This window comes from Methanomicrobia archaeon, from assembly GCA_011049045.1.
Taxonomy (GTDB): Archaea; Halobacteriota; Syntropharchaeia; order Alkanophagales; family Methanospirareceae; genus JACGMN01.
Window position 1 is genome coordinate 1 of sequence record DSCO01000035.1, and the last position, 15,406, is coordinate 15,406.

A 15,406-nucleotide genomic window follows, 5' to 3' on the forward strand; every position below is an offset into this window, starting at 1 on the left:
CTTCGTCTGCGCCGCTCCGCTGCAATCGCGCCAGTGCCCGCGCCTTCGCCACCTCGAATCGCGCCATCACCTAGACGAAAAATTCCAAAAGCTTTTTATAATGCCTGTACACTACCATCTTACTACATAATCTATTAAACAAAAAGAACGGGTCGGCGGGATGATCGGAACAGGCTTTTTCCAGGAGAACATCTTGTTGCTCACGGGCGTCCTTATCGCCCTGACGATACTCGTGGCAACCTATCGAGGCGGAATTGGCCCCGGCGTCTTCAATCGTGTGGTGGCCGTCAACGTGATCGGGACGAAGACCGTCGTGCTCCTGGTGGTCATCGGGTACTACTTCGAGCGGCCGTATTTCTTTGACCTGTCACTGCTCTACGCCTTGCTTAACTTTATTGGTACACTGATCTTCGCGAAATATTTGGAGAGGGGTGAGATATGGTCGAGCTAATCGGGATAGTTGTGGTGATCGTAACGATCCTCATCGCGCTGGGGCTCTTCTTTATGGTTACCGGTGCCATCGGACTGCTACGATTCCCTGATTTCTACACACGTCTGCACGCTACGGGCAAGTGTGATACCCTCGGCGAGATCCTGATCATCGTGGGATTGTTGATCTATCACGTCTTTGTCTACAGCCCCGGTGCGGACATCTCCGTGCAGCTGGTGCCGGTCAAGCTGCTCTTCCTCATGATCTTTATATTGCTCACCAATCCGGTAGGGACGCACGTACTGATGAAAGCGGGCTATACCACCGGTGTGAAGCCCTGGAAGGTTGGAGACAAGCGGATGTGAGGTATACCCGGAGGGAAGAAGATGACGGAGCGTAAAAGTGGGAATGGGTTTGGCATCCTCGTCACCTTTGTGGTGCTGTTAGTATTCTGGATATGCCTCTCGGGGTACTTTGATGCATTCCATCTGGGCGCGGGGATCATCAGTTGTGCGATCATTGCGCTCATCTCGCATGACCTCTTTGTGCGCGAGGGCGGACTCGAAACCCGGAAATTCGTGCGGCTTCTCCGTTATATAGTCTGGGAGTTCTATCAGATTCTGCTGGCGAACCTCGATGTCGCCTATCGGGTACTCCACCCCAGCTCGTTCACGCGCGGGCGACCGGAAGGGAGCATCTTCGGTGCAGGACCGGTTGATCCGGCCATCATCGAATTCGAGACCACGCTGCGGAGCGATTTCGCGCTCACTACCATGGCTAACTCTATCACCTTAACTCCGGGAACGGTTACCATTCTGGTTGATCCACCGATCGGAAAGTTCTGGGTCCATGCGATCGCAAAAGCCCCGGGCGATGCGCTCCTGGTGGATCAGACGATGCAGACGAAAGTGGCGGAGGTGTATGACGAGAAATGAACGGTGAAAAAGCGAAGGAGGTGATGGAGCGATGATTGTGGCAATCGACCTGTTGCTGTTATTTATTATTGTTATCCTCGCACTGGTGGCGATCACGGTGAGAGATCTCCTGAGTGCTATCATTGTCTTGACGGCGTACAGCTTCCTGATGGCTATGGTCTGGGTCGAGATGCATTCGGTGGACGTCGGCTTTACCGAGGCCGCCGTCGGTGCGGGTGTGACCACGGCGTTCTTAATAGCCGCGCTCTGCAGAACCGAGAGGTGGGAGAAGGGATGAAGCAGATCTCCGTCGGAGCATTACTTTTTGTACTGGTGCTGGGCGCACTGTTCATCTATGTTGCCGAGGACATTCCTGACTTCGGTGATCCGAATTCCGCGCCGAACAGGTATACGTGGTTGTTTACCCTTGATGCCGACGGGTCGGTGGATGCGTTGGCTCAGGGGACTGTGCCCGAGGCATTGGTCGATGCGCTTACCGACCGGGGTTTCCGTGATTACGAGCTTCCTGCCACGGTTAAAGGCCTGGCAGCAGGCGAATGGGACGCCTATATTATCCCGAAGGAAACCTATTACAATATCCCCACCGCCAAATTCGGCACTGCTCCCGACGCCCCGAAGGAGCAGAAATATTTCTATATCAAGCAGGAAGGCGACAACCTGGAAGTGTACCGGTACGCACCCATCATCCGGTATATTGAGGAGGGCATGCACGAGACTGAAGTGCCGAACATGGTGACCTACATCTTAGCAGACTACAGGGGCTTCGATACGCTGGGGGAGGTCACGGTTATCTTCACTGCAGGTATCTCCGTCATTCTGCTGTTAAGGAGACGAGGTAAGCAACCAACATGACCGACAACAAAAAATGGGTCTACGGCCGGGACGTCGTCAACGAGACCATCGGGAGATTGATGATACCGTTTATCCAGTTGTTTGCTCTGTATGTGATCATTCACGGCGCCAGCGGTCCGGGCGGCGGTTTCCAGGGTGGTGTTATACTTGCCGCATCCTTCGTCCTGTATCTCGTTATCTTCGGGCTCGCGGCGGCCGGGAAGCGGTTCCCGGAACGCGCCAATAACTATTTGATGAGCACGGGCGTGTATCTCTACGCGGGCGTCGGGCTCCTCTGCATAATTATTACCCTGGGTGCCGCGCAATTTCTCAACTACGGGTTCCTGCCGCTCACCCACATGTTCGAAGAGAACCGTGCGCTGGGCATAGACATCGTTGAGATTGGTATCGGGATCACCGTCTGCGCCGTCATCACGGAGATATTCTTCAACCTGGTCTGGAAGAAGGAGGACGAAACGGAGAGCGGAAAGGAAGGTGGTCATTAACGATGATCGAATGGTTCCTTGCGAAATATAACTACTGGATTGTGATTATTTTGATTCTCATCGGCTTCTACGCCATGATTGCAAAGGACAACCTGATCAAAAAAGTTATCGGGTTGACCATCTTCCAAACGGCGATATTCCTCTTCTACATTTCATTATCTGACATTGGACCACTTCCTCGAGGTACTGCACCGATCGTGAGCGAAGAAATGCTGAGCATGGGATACGTGTATGTCAATCCCTTGCCCCATGTGCTCATCCTCACGGCAATTGTCGTTGGAGTTGCGACAACCGCGGTAGCGCTTGGGCTGGTGATACGGATGTACGAGGAATACGGAACAATAGAAGAGACGGAGATCATAGAGATAGAGCGGAAGCTATAGCGTGACACAAGTGACACGGTGGAGAGAAAGTGAAAGCTTTATATAGACCAAAAGTGAGAGAGGAGGAAGGGGGTACATAGTTGCATGGTCGGTATTGTAGAACAGCTTCCAGTCCTTATTATAGCCATCTCTCTGGTCTCTTCATTTACCATTCTGGTCGCTGGGTCGGTGAATAAGAAATCCTGCTGGTTCATCTCGCTCGGCACGATCTTCATTCAGCTGATCATGGCGATCGTCATCCTCAACCACATTTTGACCGTAGGGAACGTTTATTACTGGCTGGGTGGCTGGATGCCGCCATGGGGCATTGAATACGTGATGGATGCGTTAAATGGCTATATCCTGGTCGTCCTGCTCTTTTTATCTCTGGTTTGCGTGATGTACTCCCGGCGGAACATCGAGCACGAACTACCCGATAAAATCGTCTCCTTTTATGTCGTTTATCAACTGCTCATTACCGGGCTCTGCGGCGTCACGATCACCGGCGATATTTTCAATATGTACGTCTTCATCGAGATCTTCTCGCTGGCCGCATACGCATTGATCGCCTCTCGTGGCGGTATCTCGCTCAAAGCGAGTTTCGTGTATCTCGTCATGGGCGCTATCGGTGCGAGTTTCGTGCTCATGGGTATCGGTCTCATCTATGCCGTGACCGGATCACTGAACATGTATGACATCTCTATCTTATTGCCCCCGTTCTACAGCAATAGAGCTGTTCAGCTGGCGTATGCTTTCATCGTGGTGGGCCTGAGCATCAAGATGGCGCTCTTCCCGCTTCATACCTGGTTACCTGACGCGCATTCATTCGCACCCTCGGAGATCAGCGCTATGCTGTCTGGTATCATCATCGAGGTGTCCACCTACGCCCTCATAAGGATCTCGTTCTCTGTCTATACGCTTGACTTCCTCAGGCTCGTGCCCATCTTCGATATCATTAGCTGGTTGGCCGCAATCGCTATTATCTACGGTTCTGTGCTCGCCATCGCACAGATCAATCTTAAGCGTATGCTTGCGTATTCCTCGGTCTCACAGATGGGCTACATCATGCTTGCGGTTGGCCTTTCGCTCTCCACCAAACACATCCTCTGGGGTGGGTTGACCCCCGCCTTGATGCATATCTTGAACCACGCGTTGATGAAGGGCTGTTTGTTCATGGTCGCGGGTGCATTCATCTACAAGGCGGAATTGTGGAACATCACTGATCTCCGCGGGTTGGGCCGGAAAATGCCCTATACCTGTGCGGCATTTACGCTCGCCGCGATCTCGATGATCGGTGTGCCCCCGAGCGTGGGGTTCGTAACGAAAGTATATCTCATATTTGCCGTTGTGGAAGCCGGTAACTTCATATTCATGGCCGTCATCTTGCTCAGCACCCTGCTGAACCTCGTCTACTTCTGGCGCGTGATTGAGACCATGTATATGAAGGTGGGCGAAGCGGGCCCCCATCATGAATATGCGAAGCCGGTCAAGATCGATGAAATACCGCTTACCATGCTCATCCCGGTGGTGCTACTCGGGGTGCTCTGTATCGTGATGGGTATCATCTGGCTGACGGAGATCCCGATCACCGGTGCAGTACCGATAATGGATAGTGTGAATAAGTTGTTTGAGATAGGGAGGTATACCGTGGTACCATGATAGAGTCAGTCATATCAATACGTCCGATTTTAGCGCTCTGTTGTCCGTTAATCGCTGCGGTGTTGATCCTGCTCTTCAGGAACCATCCGAACGTTCGGGAGGGCTGGACCATGACGGCGGCGGTTGCTCAGTTCCTTATCGTGGTCACTATGATCCTCGATGTGAAGGACTTGAACGGTGGGGTACTCGAATATAATCTCTTTACCATTCTGCCCAATGTGGAATTCGGGTTCAAGATCGATGCCTTTGGACTGCTCTTCGCCATGACCTCGGCCTCGTTATGGATTCTGGTCTCATCCTATTCCGTCGGCTACATGCGCTCGTTACACGAGCACGCGCAGACACGGTACTATTTCTGTTTCGCGCTCGCCATTCTGGGTGCCGTGGGCGTGGCCATGTCCGCGAATCTGTTCACGATGTTCATCTTCTACGAGATCCTGACGGTCTCGACCTATCCGCTGGTGGCGCACGACCAGACGGAGGAGGCGATCTTCGGCGGACGCAAATATCTGGCTTATCTGCTTACCGCGGGCGTCTTCTTCCTGGCCGCTGTACTGCTGACCTACTCATACGTCGGCACCACGGACTTCACGAACGGCGGGATTCTCAGTACTGACGCGGCCTCACCGGCTGCATTGATCGTGCTCTTCTTCTTCTTTATGCTCGGCTTCATGAAGGCGGCCTGGATGCCTTTCCATTCCTGGCTGCCGACCGCAATGGTGGCCCCGACACCGGTGAGTGCGTTGCTGCACGCGGTCGCGGTCGTTAAGGCCGGCGTGTTCTGTATCGTTCGCGCTGTCTGTTACATCTACGGGGTGGACTTGATGACCGAACTGGGTCTCGGTGTGATCCTCGCCACGATCGCGGGTTTCACGATGCTTGCCGCGTCCTTGATGGCGATCGCGCAGGACAATCTGAAGCGGCGATTAGCATATTCCACGATCAGCCAGCTCTCATATATTATCTTCGGTGTATCGTTGCTGAGCCCGATGGGAATACAGGGCGCGATGCTCCACATTCCCTTCCATGGCTTCATGAAGATCACCCTCTTTATGTGCGCCGGCTCGATCATGGTCGCCTCGGGCAAGAAGAACATCAGTGAAATGGCGGGTATCGGGCGGATTATGCCCCTGACCATGTTCGCCTTTACCATCGGCGCGCTCGGCATGGCCGGCGCACCACCGGCATGTGGCTTTGTCAGCAAATGGTACCTGTGTTTGGGTACGCTGCAGGCCGAGCAGCTCGTGCTGCTCGCGGTACTGCTGATCAGCTCGCTGCTGGATATTATTTATTTCTTCCCGATCATCCGCACCGCGTACTTCGAGAAGCCGAGAGACGTGACCGTGAATATCCACGAATGGAAGCCAAAGATCAAAGAGTCCTCACCGTTTATGGTCTTCCCGTTGGTGACCACGGCGATCTTCTCCATCATCTTCTGTATTCCTAATCCCGTTTCAGAGGTGATCATCTCACTGGCGCGAATCGCCGTTACCAGTTTAGGAGGCGGGATCTGAGCGATGGTCGCGATTGATCGTAAAACGTTGATGAAGCTGTATTACCTGGCCCTTGTCGCCGTGGTGATTGCAGGCCTGGCAGTCCATTTCATGGAAGCCGCCCCGGAAGCTGCGGATGTTCCTGATATGCACGATGAGGAAGCGGCGCACGCAGAGGAACAGGAAGAAGGATTCTGGTGGTTACACATCCCACTATTTGCCGCTGGTTTCGCCTTCGTTGCGGGGGTCATACTTCTGGCGCTCTCAAAGCTCGGGGTCTATCCGCTGATCAAAGTGAGCGAGGATTACTACGAGCGGCACAGCATCAAGAAACGCGAAGAGCAGGAGCAGAAGGAAGCGGGGGGTGAGCAGTGATGGTCTGGATACATCCCGGATTCATTTACCTTATTGGATGCCTGCTCATACCACTCCTGAAGGGCAAGGTCAGGCAGGCGTACGTTGTTCTTTTACCGATAGTAGCCCTGATAGTCCTCGCGTTGACGGCACTCGGGTTCTTTGGCGAATTGCCGCTCGAGACCTGGGAGATCCCGTTTTTGAAATATACGCTCATGCTGGGCCACGTGGATAATTTGAGCCTCTTCTTCGGGTTCCTGTTCGTTATCGTCTCGCTGGCGATGTTCGTGTACGCAAGTCACGTGAAGGAGGAGTGGCAGCATGTTTCCGCCTTCCTGTACATCGGCAGTACGCTGGGTGTGGTTTTTGCCGGCGATCTGTTCACGCTGCTGTTCTTCTGGGAAGTAATGGCCTGGGCGTCACTGTTCCTGATCTGGTATCGCAAGACGGAATCGGCGTGGGGCGCGGGGTTCCGGTACATTATGGTGCACTCATTCGGCGGTATCTGCCTATTCGCCGGCGTGGTGCTCCAGTTACAGGCTACCGGCTCGATCGCCTGGGGCTTCAGCTCACTCGTGGATCCCGCCACACACGGGATTGGCTTACCGGGGATCATGATCCTCATCGCCTTCATGATCAACGGGGCCGTGCCGCCGCTCCATGCGTGGCTCTCTGATGCATATCCTGAAGCTACGGTCACCGGCACGGTATTCCTCAATGCATTCACCACAAAGAGCGCGATCTATGTGCTGCTGCGCGGCTTCACGGGCTACGAGGTGCTCATGTGGCTCGGGGCGATCATGGCGGTCTACGGGATCATCTACGCCTTGATCGTGAACGATATCAGACGGGTCCTCGCCTATCATATCATCTCCCAGGGCGGGTACATGGTCGCGGGCATCGGGATCGGCACGGGTCTCGCGGTCGGCGGCGCGATTGCGCACGCGCTCTGTTATACGATGTGTAAGACGCTCCTGTTCATGTCCGCGGGTGCCGTGCTTGCGGCAACGGGCACCGCGAAAATGTCCGATCTGGGCGGGTTATACAAATCCATGCCCAAGACCTTCTGGATGTGGATGATCGGTGCCGCCTCCATTTCTGGCTTTCCACTCTTCAGCGTCTTCGTGAGTAAGCCCCTGGTAATTGAATCTGCCGTCTTCGCGAATCAGCCCTGGCCCTGGCTCTTGCTTGAAATTGCGTCTGTCGGTACGTTCCTCTGTCTGGCGGTGAAGATCCCGTATCTCACCTTCTTTGAACGCGACACCCCCAAAAAGATCAAAGCGCAGGATCCTCCGGTGAATATGATGGCAGGTATGGGTATCTTAGCGGTCCTCTGTATCGCGGTCGCGGTGTTTCCGGGGCCGATGTATCATATGATACTCCCCGCGGTTGAGGGCTTGGCCTCGGAGATACACACCTTTGAGCATTATATCGCGCACCCGTACGCGCCGAAGATCGTCGTCGAGCTCAGCATGTTCTTCCTCTTCGCCTTCCCCGCGTTCTGGTGGGTGCTGCGCGAGCCGTTCACGCACCGTGAGCCGAAGATGGCACTGGATCTCGACTGGTTCTACCGCATCTCAGGACAGTGGTTCATCTGGTTCTGTGAGAAGCCGGTACTTTCATTTGCGAAGTTCGTTGATCGGTTGACGCTGAAGATCGCGAGTTATTTCGTCTGGATTGGCAGGAACCCTGCGGAAGCGGTGCGGATCAAGGGCCTCGACCTGCGGATACAACTGGAGAAGAACCTTGCCTCGACGTCCGAGTACGTGCGGACCTACGAGAGCGGCCTGGAGGGTGCACGGCAGCGCTACCCGCGCGAACTTCCTCGACTGAGTTTGGGTGCATCGCTGATTTTGATACTGCTGTTCCTCGTGGCGTATTTGTTACTGTACCTGGTGGGCTAGCTAATAATAACGAAGCAGGAGAACGAAAAACGAAACATTTATAACCACATACTATAAAACCATAGATAACTACATCCTGAGATCTAACGCGGTGACGACAGCGGTGTAATAAAGAAGAAGAAAGAAAAAAAGAGAGAGGTGAAACGGGCATATGAGTGGTGACCTGACACGAGCCGTAAAATGTTTTTTTAGATGCCCCGCCTGCGCACTGAGTGTGATGCTGAGTCCCGCTGCTCTGGGTGACCCGCGGGTTGTGGAGACCCTGAAACAAACCTGTCCAGACGTTGATCTGGGCAGTTTAGGCTTTTATATGGGTTTCTTCCTCGCGCTCCTCTTCGTCCTCTTCTGCATCATTGCGTACCTCTTCTTTAACGTGCTGAGAGTCTTTATCATGCACGAGCTCATTCTCGTAAATATCGAAAGGCTTTTAATTTAGCACGACGCATAAACGATCATGGAAAGCAGAATACCGCCAGAAGTGCGCGACGCATTATCCGCCGGAATGGGCTTTACGCTCCTCGTGAAGGGCGAGCCGGGAACCGGGAAGACTATGCTCGCGTTTGAAATTCTCAATGAGTTCGCGGGGAACAATGCGGTCTACCTCTCAACACGGGTATCGCCTCCTTCGCTACATGCACAATTCCCCTGGTTGGAAGATCGCATGGGGGCTTTCAACGTGATAGATGCAACGAAATTGTTTATTTCATCACGCGCATTTCCGCGCCCCCGCTCCTTCTCTGAGGTGCTTCACCGTGAATTGCTGGAAACGCAACCGGAAAAACCCGCCATACTCGTGCTTGATAGCTGGGAAGCGCTCACGTCAGAAGAGAAAGAGGAAAAGGTCGAAGCGCTTGAAGCGACCATAATTGATGCGATACGACATTATGCCACGGAATACAAGATGAATATGATACTCATCTCAGAGCGAACCGAGACTACCCCGCTCGATTATATCGTTGACGGGATAGTTGAGCTGAGTCGCATTACCGTTGATTATCGCAGGGCGCGTGAAATCTTATTGAAGAAGCTGCGAGGCGTTAGAATAAGTCAGTACAAATACGGCTTTACGTTAGATGGGGGCAGATTCCGCACGTTCGGACCCTTTGAGCGGCGTAAAGTAGAGAAGCCGAGAAAGGTAAAGGTCATTCCCAGTCCGCCCTCATATATATCCACCGGTGTTAAGGAGCTGGATTTGATTTTAGGGGGTGGACTGAACACAGGAAGCACTGCTCTGGTGCAATACGGTGATGACCTCTCTCTCCTGGGCTACCAGTCTATCATTGCGCACATGATCATCAACTGTATTCAGCAGGGGACGCACGTCGTCAAGATCCCCAGTAGTGGGTGGGATGAGCGGCGACTGAGAAGAGGGATACTTCCGTTTGTTGATGAACAGGATTATCTCAAGTATTTAACCGTCTTTGAGATACGAAGGTCCGAGAAAGCGAGAGAGGTAAGGGAGAACGTAAAGGTTCTGGAAGGTCGGACGTTAGAAGAGGAATTCCCGGTCTTCGCTGAGTATATTGCTCGGCTGGAGCCACCCGTGATGGTCATCATCGGAACCGATTGGCTGGAGTATCAATATCGATTGAAAGCGCTGGGCAATCTCGAAGAGGCGTTAGAGATCTTCGCATACTGGATTACGGAAGTGCGCGAGCGGGAGGATATCGGCGTATTTTCAACGCCCACAGGATGCTTGTTGGGCGAGGGATTGAGCCACATGGTCTCCACACGGTTCAATTTAGCGGTGCTCAATAGGAGCGTGCTCCTGTATTGCAATCGCCCTGACACGAAATTACACTGCCTGGAGAACATCATCACCGAGGAAGCACTCAAGTTAGAGCTCACGCCCTTTGTGTAACGGGGAAGCTCCTTCGGAGGCTAGTAGCGTATATTCCTCGTATGCCCGCTTGAGGAACTTCGAAAGCGTGATTGAGGCGCAATAAAACATTACGAACGCGATAAATTTCACGTCACTTAACAGGTATTCCCGTGACAGAGCGACCTCAACAGTAGTGCTTGGCATCGTGTACCAGGTTATTCCGTAGTACACGAGTACGTAGATATTAAGGGCGAGTATCCCGAGTGCAATGCCGTGATAGACTTTAACCAATGCCAACCAGTCACCCTGCTTCCTCGGTAAAGAATATATGTATGCGAAGAAGAGCCAGCCAACTATAATAAGTGCAATACCTGAAGCTATATGCTCTGCTGCGCTGATTGTGTTGTCGAGACTGACAACTATTCGCCATATAAATGCGAGACCCACAATTACTAATAAAGTCCGTTCATCTGTTATCACGCGGCCTATTAATTCTTTTACGCTCATCTCCTTCAGCGTTTTAACCCGGTGGTAAAGATAGGGGGTGATGAGGTGCATAACCGTCTTCTCTTTCGACCGCGACAGGTACTCTTCATGCATCTGCTTTGGATACCGCGCAGACCATATAACCGCGCAATAAAAAACCACCAAAGCGATATAGCGAATGTCCCTAAAGACGAAATCCATTGGCGGTGCTGTAACTGCTCCGTAGAGCAACGTATACCATCTCATTACGTAGTAGATCACGGTATAAACGTTTATGATTACCAGCCCGATGGCAATGCCCTGATAGATATAATTTGTTAGTATCCAGCCCGTCAATTCCCGGGAAAGGCGAAAGACATAAACGAAGAGCATCCAGCCAACGATGAAGAGCGCCACGCCCGAGCACAAGCTTTCCCAGAATACTATCTCACCATCTAAACTGATCAGCGTACGCCACACAACCGCTACAAGCAGGATCGCGAGTGCGGTCCGCCCATTCAATATACGCTTCTCGAAGGATTCTTCCGCGCCCATCGCTACCAGCAATACCTCCTTCTCATGCGCTCATCAGATAAGATAGATCATGAACTATTGAACAGTTGTGTATTGCGGTATAAATACCCTTCGCTTCACGAGAAAACCGGAGCTGTAAGTAAAGTTGAAGGGTTCTGCGCGCGAATGTGCAAAATTGAGACAGCATTGAGCTGCGTTGCGGTAACTGGCCCAAAAAGATTTAGTGGGTTGAGCGTGGACAAGTAATGAAACGCCAATCAGTCTTACCTGCCCTGTCTCTGAGATCTGAACGGAGCTGAAAGCGGCACGCAAGAACCTGCGGGATAACTCACTCCTTTTGTATTGTATGAGGTCCTTTTATCCCCGGGCAGAAGGGCTTTTAATTTAAGGCTTTCCCGTTGACAGTATCGTGTATTCCACATACGCCCTTTTTAGAAACGTCGATAGCACCAGGGATGCACAATAGAACATCACCAATATAAAATATCTCACATCTCTGAAAAGGAAATCCCATGGCACAAAGGCTTCTTCTGACCCCGCTAATCTATACCACCTCATTCCATAGTAAACAAGAGTATACAGGTTCATAGCGATTACACCGAGGGCAGTGGCATGATAGACCTTAAGCAGGTCCAACCAGTTCCTTTGTTTGCTGAACAGAAAATATAAATGCGCGAAAACGATCCAACCTAACAGGATAACAGCGATACCTGAGATGAGACTTTCCCAAATCGATATTTCGTAGTCAAGGCTTATGAAAATACGCCATAAAAACGTGAGTCCTATGATCACTATTAATGTCCGTTCATCCATTACAATATCTGCCAGTTCCATTTCGCTCAGCTTTGTGCTCCGGTGGTGTAAATTGGGTGACATGAGCTGTTGAACAGTCTTTCTTTTAGCCCGCGATATATACTCCTCATGCATCTTTTTTACATACTTCGCCGACCAGATTACCGAGCAATAAAACGTCACCAGCGTGATATATCGTATATCCCGGAAGATGAAATCCAGGGGGAGATAAGCTTCCACGGCCAGTAACCTGTACCATCTCATCCCGTAATAAATAAGAACATAACTATTCACCACGACCAAGCAAATGGCGATACCCTGATAAATATAATTGGAGATAATCCAACCTTTCAGTCCTCTGGTGTGGCGATAACAATAACCAAAGAGAACCCAGCCCAGGAGGATAAGAGGAATGCCCGAGCACAAACTCTCCCAAAAGGTTATCTTACCATCGAGGCTTATGACCACTCGCCACAAAATCGCCACCAGCAGTATTCCTAGTAGCGCTATTTGCCCGCCCGATACCCCTGTCTCGGAAGAATCGTTCACTCCCATGTGACCGTAAAACTTCTCCTCCTTCTTTTAAGGTCTCTCCTTTGTCGTGGGCATGGATCTTTTGGCGATAAAGGTATATAAATGTACTGCTCATCGAATCGAACGTCTCGCTCAGATGGCGAGTAAGGCCGGTGGGACTGCAGGAAACCCATTGCATGATGATCCTCAGCAGCGGCTGGGCTGAGCGGCGGCTCAGCCGCGGGATGCTGCCTTTCGCGCAGGTGCACGATTATCTCTCGTTTTTCCACATCGTTGAGAACCGGAAGGAGATAAAAGAGGCGCCGGGGCAGATAGTGAGCGAAGACTTACCGACTTTTACCGACTTTATCGCGCAGTTGTCTCCCCCGGTCATGGTGCTTATTGGCCGGGATTGGCTTGAGTTTCACTTTCGGTTAAACTTGCTGGGTAATCTTGGAGCGGTCTTAGATACCTACGCCTACTGGCTCACGGAACTGCGTGCGTGAAGCGACCACGGTTCCATTTAGCGGTGCTCGATAGGAGCGAGCGTGCTCCTGTAGTGCAATCGTCCTGACACGAAATCACACGGCGTGGAGAACCACATCGCGGAGGAAGCGCTTCAAGATAGCGCTCACTCACTTCCTTTGTGTAGCGGCCGCGCTCTTCTGTCTGCTTCGCGGTCGCGCTGCTTCGGAGGCTAGTAGCGTATATTCCTCGTATGCTCGTTTGAGGAACGTCGAAAGCGCGATTGAGGCGCAATAAAACATCACGAACGCGATAAATTTCACGTCACTCAACAGGTATTCCAGTGACAGAGCGACCTCAGCAGCTTCTGACACGCCGTACCAGGATATTCCGTAGTACACGAGCACGTAGATATTAATGGCGAGTATCCCGAGTGCAATGCCGTGATAGACTTTAACCAATGCCGACCAGTCACCCTGCTTCTTCGGTAAAGAATATATGTATGCGAAGAAGAGCCAGCCAACTATAATAAGCGCAATGCCTGAAGCCATATGCTCTCGTGCGCTGATTATGTTGTCGAAACTGATGACTATTCGCCATATAAATGCGAGACCTACAATTACTAATAAAGTCCGTTCATCTGTTATCACGTAACCTACTAATTCTTTTACGCTCATGTCCTTCAGCTTTTTTACCCGGTGATAAAGATATGGAGAGATGAGGTGCATAACCGTCTTCTCTTTCGACCGCGACAGGTACTCTTCATGCATCTGCTTTGGATACCGCGCAAACCATATAACCGCGCAATAAAAAAACACCAGAGCGATATAACGAATGTCTCTAAAAACGAAATCCATTGGCGGGGCTGTAACTGCTCCGTAGAGCAACGTGTACCATCTCATTATGTAGTAGATCACGACATAAACGTTTATGATTACCAGCCCGATGGCAATGCCCCGATAAATATAATTTGTTAGTACCCAGCCCTTCAATTCCTGGGAAAGGCGAAAGACATAAACGAAGAGCAGCCACCCAACGATGAAGAGCGCCACGCCCGAGCACAAGCTTTCCCAGAATGCTATCTCACCATCTAAACTGATGAACGTACGCCACACAACCGCTACAAGCAGGATCGCGAGTGCGATCCGCCCATTCAATATACGCTTCTCGAAGGATTCTTCCGCTCCCATCGCTACCAGCAATACCTCCTTCTCATTCGCTACCACTCACGTGAACTATAGAACAGTTGTGTGGTGGTGTATAAATACCCTTCGATTTACGCGGCTTCATCCCAAAAGGTGAAGAGATAAGAGACCGGGCGGATGCGCATCAAAGCGGACGTGCAGAGGCGGAGTCAGTGGGGTAAATGGGGCCTTTGTGCCTCCTTGGTGGGGCGGTCCCTCTTTTCATTCCGCTGTAACTGTGCCCTTCAAAGGCCACTAGGGTGCAGGTATCTCCTCCCGGTACCGACTTTCGGAATGAAGCCCATTCGCGCAGAAGTTCCGAACAGCCCTCCTTCCGAAAGGAATTTATACGTTCCACATCCACGCCAAAAAGCAAGGCACCTTTGAAATGAATGACTATCCCGGAATTTGGGTGCATTAGGGATTCTCGTGGCGCTACCGATTTTTTGGGAAATACTCTCAGAGCTACTACGCTGGAAGGGCGATATCGTTGCGATGCCGAACGGCGCGAAGTACCGCCTGCAGGAGACGCTCAACGGACTAACGTACACAGCAAGTTCGACGAATCACTCGCCTGAAGCGGCGGCAAATGCGCTGCGGCTGAAGAACTCTCAGGCTGCTGTGCCTTCCGCGATACGGTGCTCGACTCTATCAAAAGGGCGAACAGCGTCGAAGGGAACCTCTCATAGCGGAATCTGCGCTCGCGAAAGATCGTGGAAGACCTCGAGCGGGGCAAAGCGGATTCCGCAGAAAGCTCTCGCGAGGGCTCGATTAGCCGGAACGTGAGTAAGTTCGGTTTCCCACCTGAAGAGCGACCTGTGCCGGTGAGTGTCCTTCTTTAGGTGAGCGTAAGCGAGCGCGGGTTTTGCCTGCTTTCCTGGTTCCTGTGCGGCAAGAACCACTTTGTCCGCGCGATTACGGAATATTTGACATAGCCGATCTCACCTTCGCGCTCTGCAGACCTCCGCCCTCGTCCTCAATCTCGTTTATCATTCATGGAACTATCTCTTTTGGAACTACAGTAACGGAAGAAAACCGGGGTTGTCAAGTTAATGGGTGCTGCGCGTGATTTTACAAAATTGCGTTAGCAGTGAGCTTCGTTAGGGTAACCAGACCGAAAGGAATAAGTAGATTGAGAGCGGATAAGTGATTATGCC

General features: G+C 51.9%; 17 protein-coding genes. 14 read left to right on the forward strand and 3 right to left on the reverse strand.

The genetic code is table 11. From position 1 onward, the window contains the following. Positions 1-160: 160 nt before the first annotated feature. The 13 genes from ENN68_04170 (at position 161) to ENN68_04230 (ending at position 10,335) form a co-directional block, all read left to right on the forward strand. On the forward strand, positions 161-451 hold the full coding sequence (locus ENN68_04170; GenBank protein HDS45278.1) for a cation:proton antiporter: 291 nt from the start codon (positions 161-163) through the stop codon (positions 449-451). Continuing rightward, positions 439-795: a cation:proton antiporter gene (locus tag ENN68_04175; GenBank protein HDS45279.1), complete on the forward strand. Its 357-nt coding sequence runs from the start codon at positions 439-441 to the stop codon at positions 793-795. Before ENN68_04170 ends, ENN68_04175 begins: the two co-directional genes overlap by 13 nt. A gap of 21 nt (positions 796-816) precedes the next feature. Then, a complete protein-coding gene (locus ENN68_04180; GenBank protein ID HDS45280.1) occupies positions 817-1,365 on the forward strand; it encodes a protein MnhE in 549 nt (182 codons plus the stop codon). Positions 1,366-1,396: 31 nt separating this feature from the next. Continuing rightward, positions 1,397-1,642, forward strand: a complete 246-nt coding sequence (locus ENN68_04185; GenBank protein ID HDS45281.1) for a DUF4040 domain-containing protein — start codon at positions 1,397-1,399, stop codon at positions 1,640-1,642. Next, on the forward strand, positions 1,627-2,217 hold the full coding sequence (locus ENN68_04190; protein ID HDS45282.1) for a hypothetical protein: 591 nt from the start codon (positions 1,627-1,629) through the stop codon (positions 2,215-2,217). Before ENN68_04185 ends, ENN68_04190 begins: the two co-directional genes overlap by 16 nt. Next, on the forward strand, positions 2,214-2,702 hold the full coding sequence (locus ENN68_04195) for a Na(+)/H(+) antiporter subunit B (GenBank protein HDS45283.1): 489 nt from the start codon (positions 2,214-2,216) through the stop codon (positions 2,700-2,702). Before ENN68_04190 ends, ENN68_04195 begins: the two co-directional genes overlap by 4 nt. Before the next feature lie 2 nt (positions 2,703-2,704). Next, entirely contained in the window at positions 2,705-3,085 is a 381-nt protein-coding gene (locus ENN68_04200) for a Na+/H+ antiporter subunit C (protein HDS45284.1), read from the forward strand. An 84-nt stretch (positions 3,086-3,169) separates the two neighbouring features. Next, positions 3,170-4,723 carry a monovalent cation/H+ antiporter subunit D family protein gene (locus ENN68_04205; GenBank protein HDS45285.1) on the forward strand — a complete coding sequence of 518 codons (1,554 nt, stop codon included), beginning with the start codon at positions 3,170-3,172 and terminating at the stop codon, positions 4,721-4,723. After that, entirely contained in the window at positions 4,720-6,237 is a 1,518-nt protein-coding gene (locus ENN68_04210) for a monovalent cation/H+ antiporter subunit D family protein (GenBank protein HDS45286.1), read from the forward strand. The genes ENN68_04205 and ENN68_04210 overlap by 4 nt, the downstream gene beginning before the upstream one ends. Before the next feature lie 3 nt (positions 6,238-6,240). Further along, a complete protein-coding gene (locus tag ENN68_04215; GenBank protein HDS45287.1) occupies positions 6,241-6,591 on the forward strand; it encodes a hypothetical protein in 351 nt (116 codons plus the stop codon). After that, positions 6,591-8,474, forward strand: a complete 1,884-nt coding sequence (locus ENN68_04220) for a Na(+)/H(+) antiporter subunit D (protein HDS45288.1) — start codon at positions 6,591-6,593, stop codon at positions 8,472-8,474. Before ENN68_04215 ends, ENN68_04220 begins: the two co-directional genes overlap by 1 nt. A 151-nt stretch (positions 8,475-8,625) precedes the next feature. Then, complete coding sequence (locus ENN68_04225) at positions 8,626-8,910, forward strand: hypothetical protein (protein ID HDS45289.1); 285 nt, start codon at positions 8,626-8,628, stop codon at positions 8,908-8,910. An 18-nt stretch (positions 8,911-8,928) separates the two neighbouring features. Further along, positions 8,929-10,335, forward strand: a complete 1,407-nt coding sequence (locus ENN68_04230; GenBank protein HDS45290.1) for an AAA family ATPase — start codon at positions 8,929-8,931, stop codon at positions 10,333-10,335. Here the strand turns inward: ENN68_04230 and ENN68_04235 are convergent. Together ENN68_04235 and ENN68_04240 are read right to left on the reverse strand one after the other, a co-directional pair. After that, the gene (locus ENN68_04235; GenBank protein HDS45291.1) at positions 10,312-11,316 is read right to left on the reverse strand and encodes a hypothetical protein; all 1,005 of its coding nucleotides are present in this window, start codon (positions 11,314-11,316) and stop codon (positions 10,312-10,314) included. The two genes, ENN68_04230 and ENN68_04235, sit on opposite strands and share 24 nt — an antisense overlap. A gap of 363 nt (positions 11,317-11,679) precedes the next feature. After that, complete coding sequence (locus ENN68_04240; GenBank protein ID HDS45292.1) at positions 11,680-12,642, reverse strand: hypothetical protein; 963 nt, start codon at positions 12,640-12,642, stop codon at positions 11,680-11,682. A gap of 131 nt (positions 12,643-12,773) precedes the next feature. Here ENN68_04240 and ENN68_04245 point away from each other — a divergent pair, with 131 nt between their 5' ends. Next, positions 12,774-13,106, forward strand: a complete 333-nt coding sequence (locus ENN68_04245; protein HDS45293.1) for a hypothetical protein — start codon at positions 12,774-12,776, stop codon at positions 13,104-13,106. Positions 13,107-13,235: 129 nt separating this feature from the next. Here ENN68_04245 and ENN68_04250 read toward each other — a convergent pair whose 3' ends face one another. Next, entirely contained in the window at positions 13,236-14,291 is a 1,056-nt protein-coding gene (locus ENN68_04250) for a hypothetical protein (protein HDS45294.1), read from the reverse strand. Between the last annotated feature and the right edge of the window lie 1,115 nt (positions 14,292-15,406).

Bases quoted from the DNA above. Each gene is read 5' to 3' on its own strand.
- ENN68_04210 (HDS45286.1), top strand. From the start codon at position 4,720: ATGATAGAGTCAGTCATATCAATACGTCCGATTTTAGCGCTCTGTTGT.
- ENN68_04240 (HDS45292.1), bottom strand. From the start codon at position 12,642: ATGGGAGTGAACGATTCTTCCGAGACAGGGGTATCGGGCGGGCAAATA.
- ENN68_04180 (HDS45280.1), top strand. From the start codon at position 817: ATGACGGAGCGTAAAAGTGGGAATGGGTTTGGCATCCTCGTCACCTTT.
- ENN68_04225 (HDS45289.1), top strand. From the start codon at position 8,626: ATGAGTGGTGACCTGACACGAGCCGTAAAATGTTTTTTTAGATGCCCC.
- ENN68_04195 (HDS45283.1), top strand. From the start codon at position 2,214: ATGACCGACAACAAAAAATGGGTCTACGGCCGGGACGTCGTCAACGAG.
- ENN68_04215 (HDS45287.1), top strand. From the start codon at position 6,241: ATGGTCGCGATTGATCGTAAAACGTTGATGAAGCTGTATTACCTGGCC.
- ENN68_04170 (HDS45278.1), top strand. From the start codon at position 161: ATGATCGGAACAGGCTTTTTCCAGGAGAACATCTTGTTGCTCACGGGC.
- ENN68_04235 (HDS45291.1), bottom strand. From the start codon at position 11,316: ATGGGCGCGGAAGAATCCTTCGAGAAGCGTATATTGAATGGGCGGACC.
- ENN68_04175 (HDS45279.1), top strand. From the start codon at position 439: ATGGTCGAGCTAATCGGGATAGTTGTGGTGATCGTAACGATCCTCATC.
- ENN68_04230 (HDS45290.1), top strand. From the start codon at position 8,929: ATGGAAAGCAGAATACCGCCAGAAGTGCGCGACGCATTATCCGCCGGA.
- ENN68_04205 (HDS45285.1), top strand. From the start codon at position 3,170: ATGGTCGGTATTGTAGAACAGCTTCCAGTCCTTATTATAGCCATCTCT.
- ENN68_04185 (HDS45281.1), top strand. From the start codon at position 1,397: ATGATTGTGGCAATCGACCTGTTGCTGTTATTTATTATTGTTATCCTC.
- ENN68_04220 (HDS45288.1), top strand. From the start codon at position 6,591: ATGGTCTGGATACATCCCGGATTCATTTACCTTATTGGATGCCTGCTC.
- ENN68_04200 (HDS45284.1), top strand. From the start codon at position 2,705: ATGATCGAATGGTTCCTTGCGAAATATAACTACTGGATTGTGATTATT.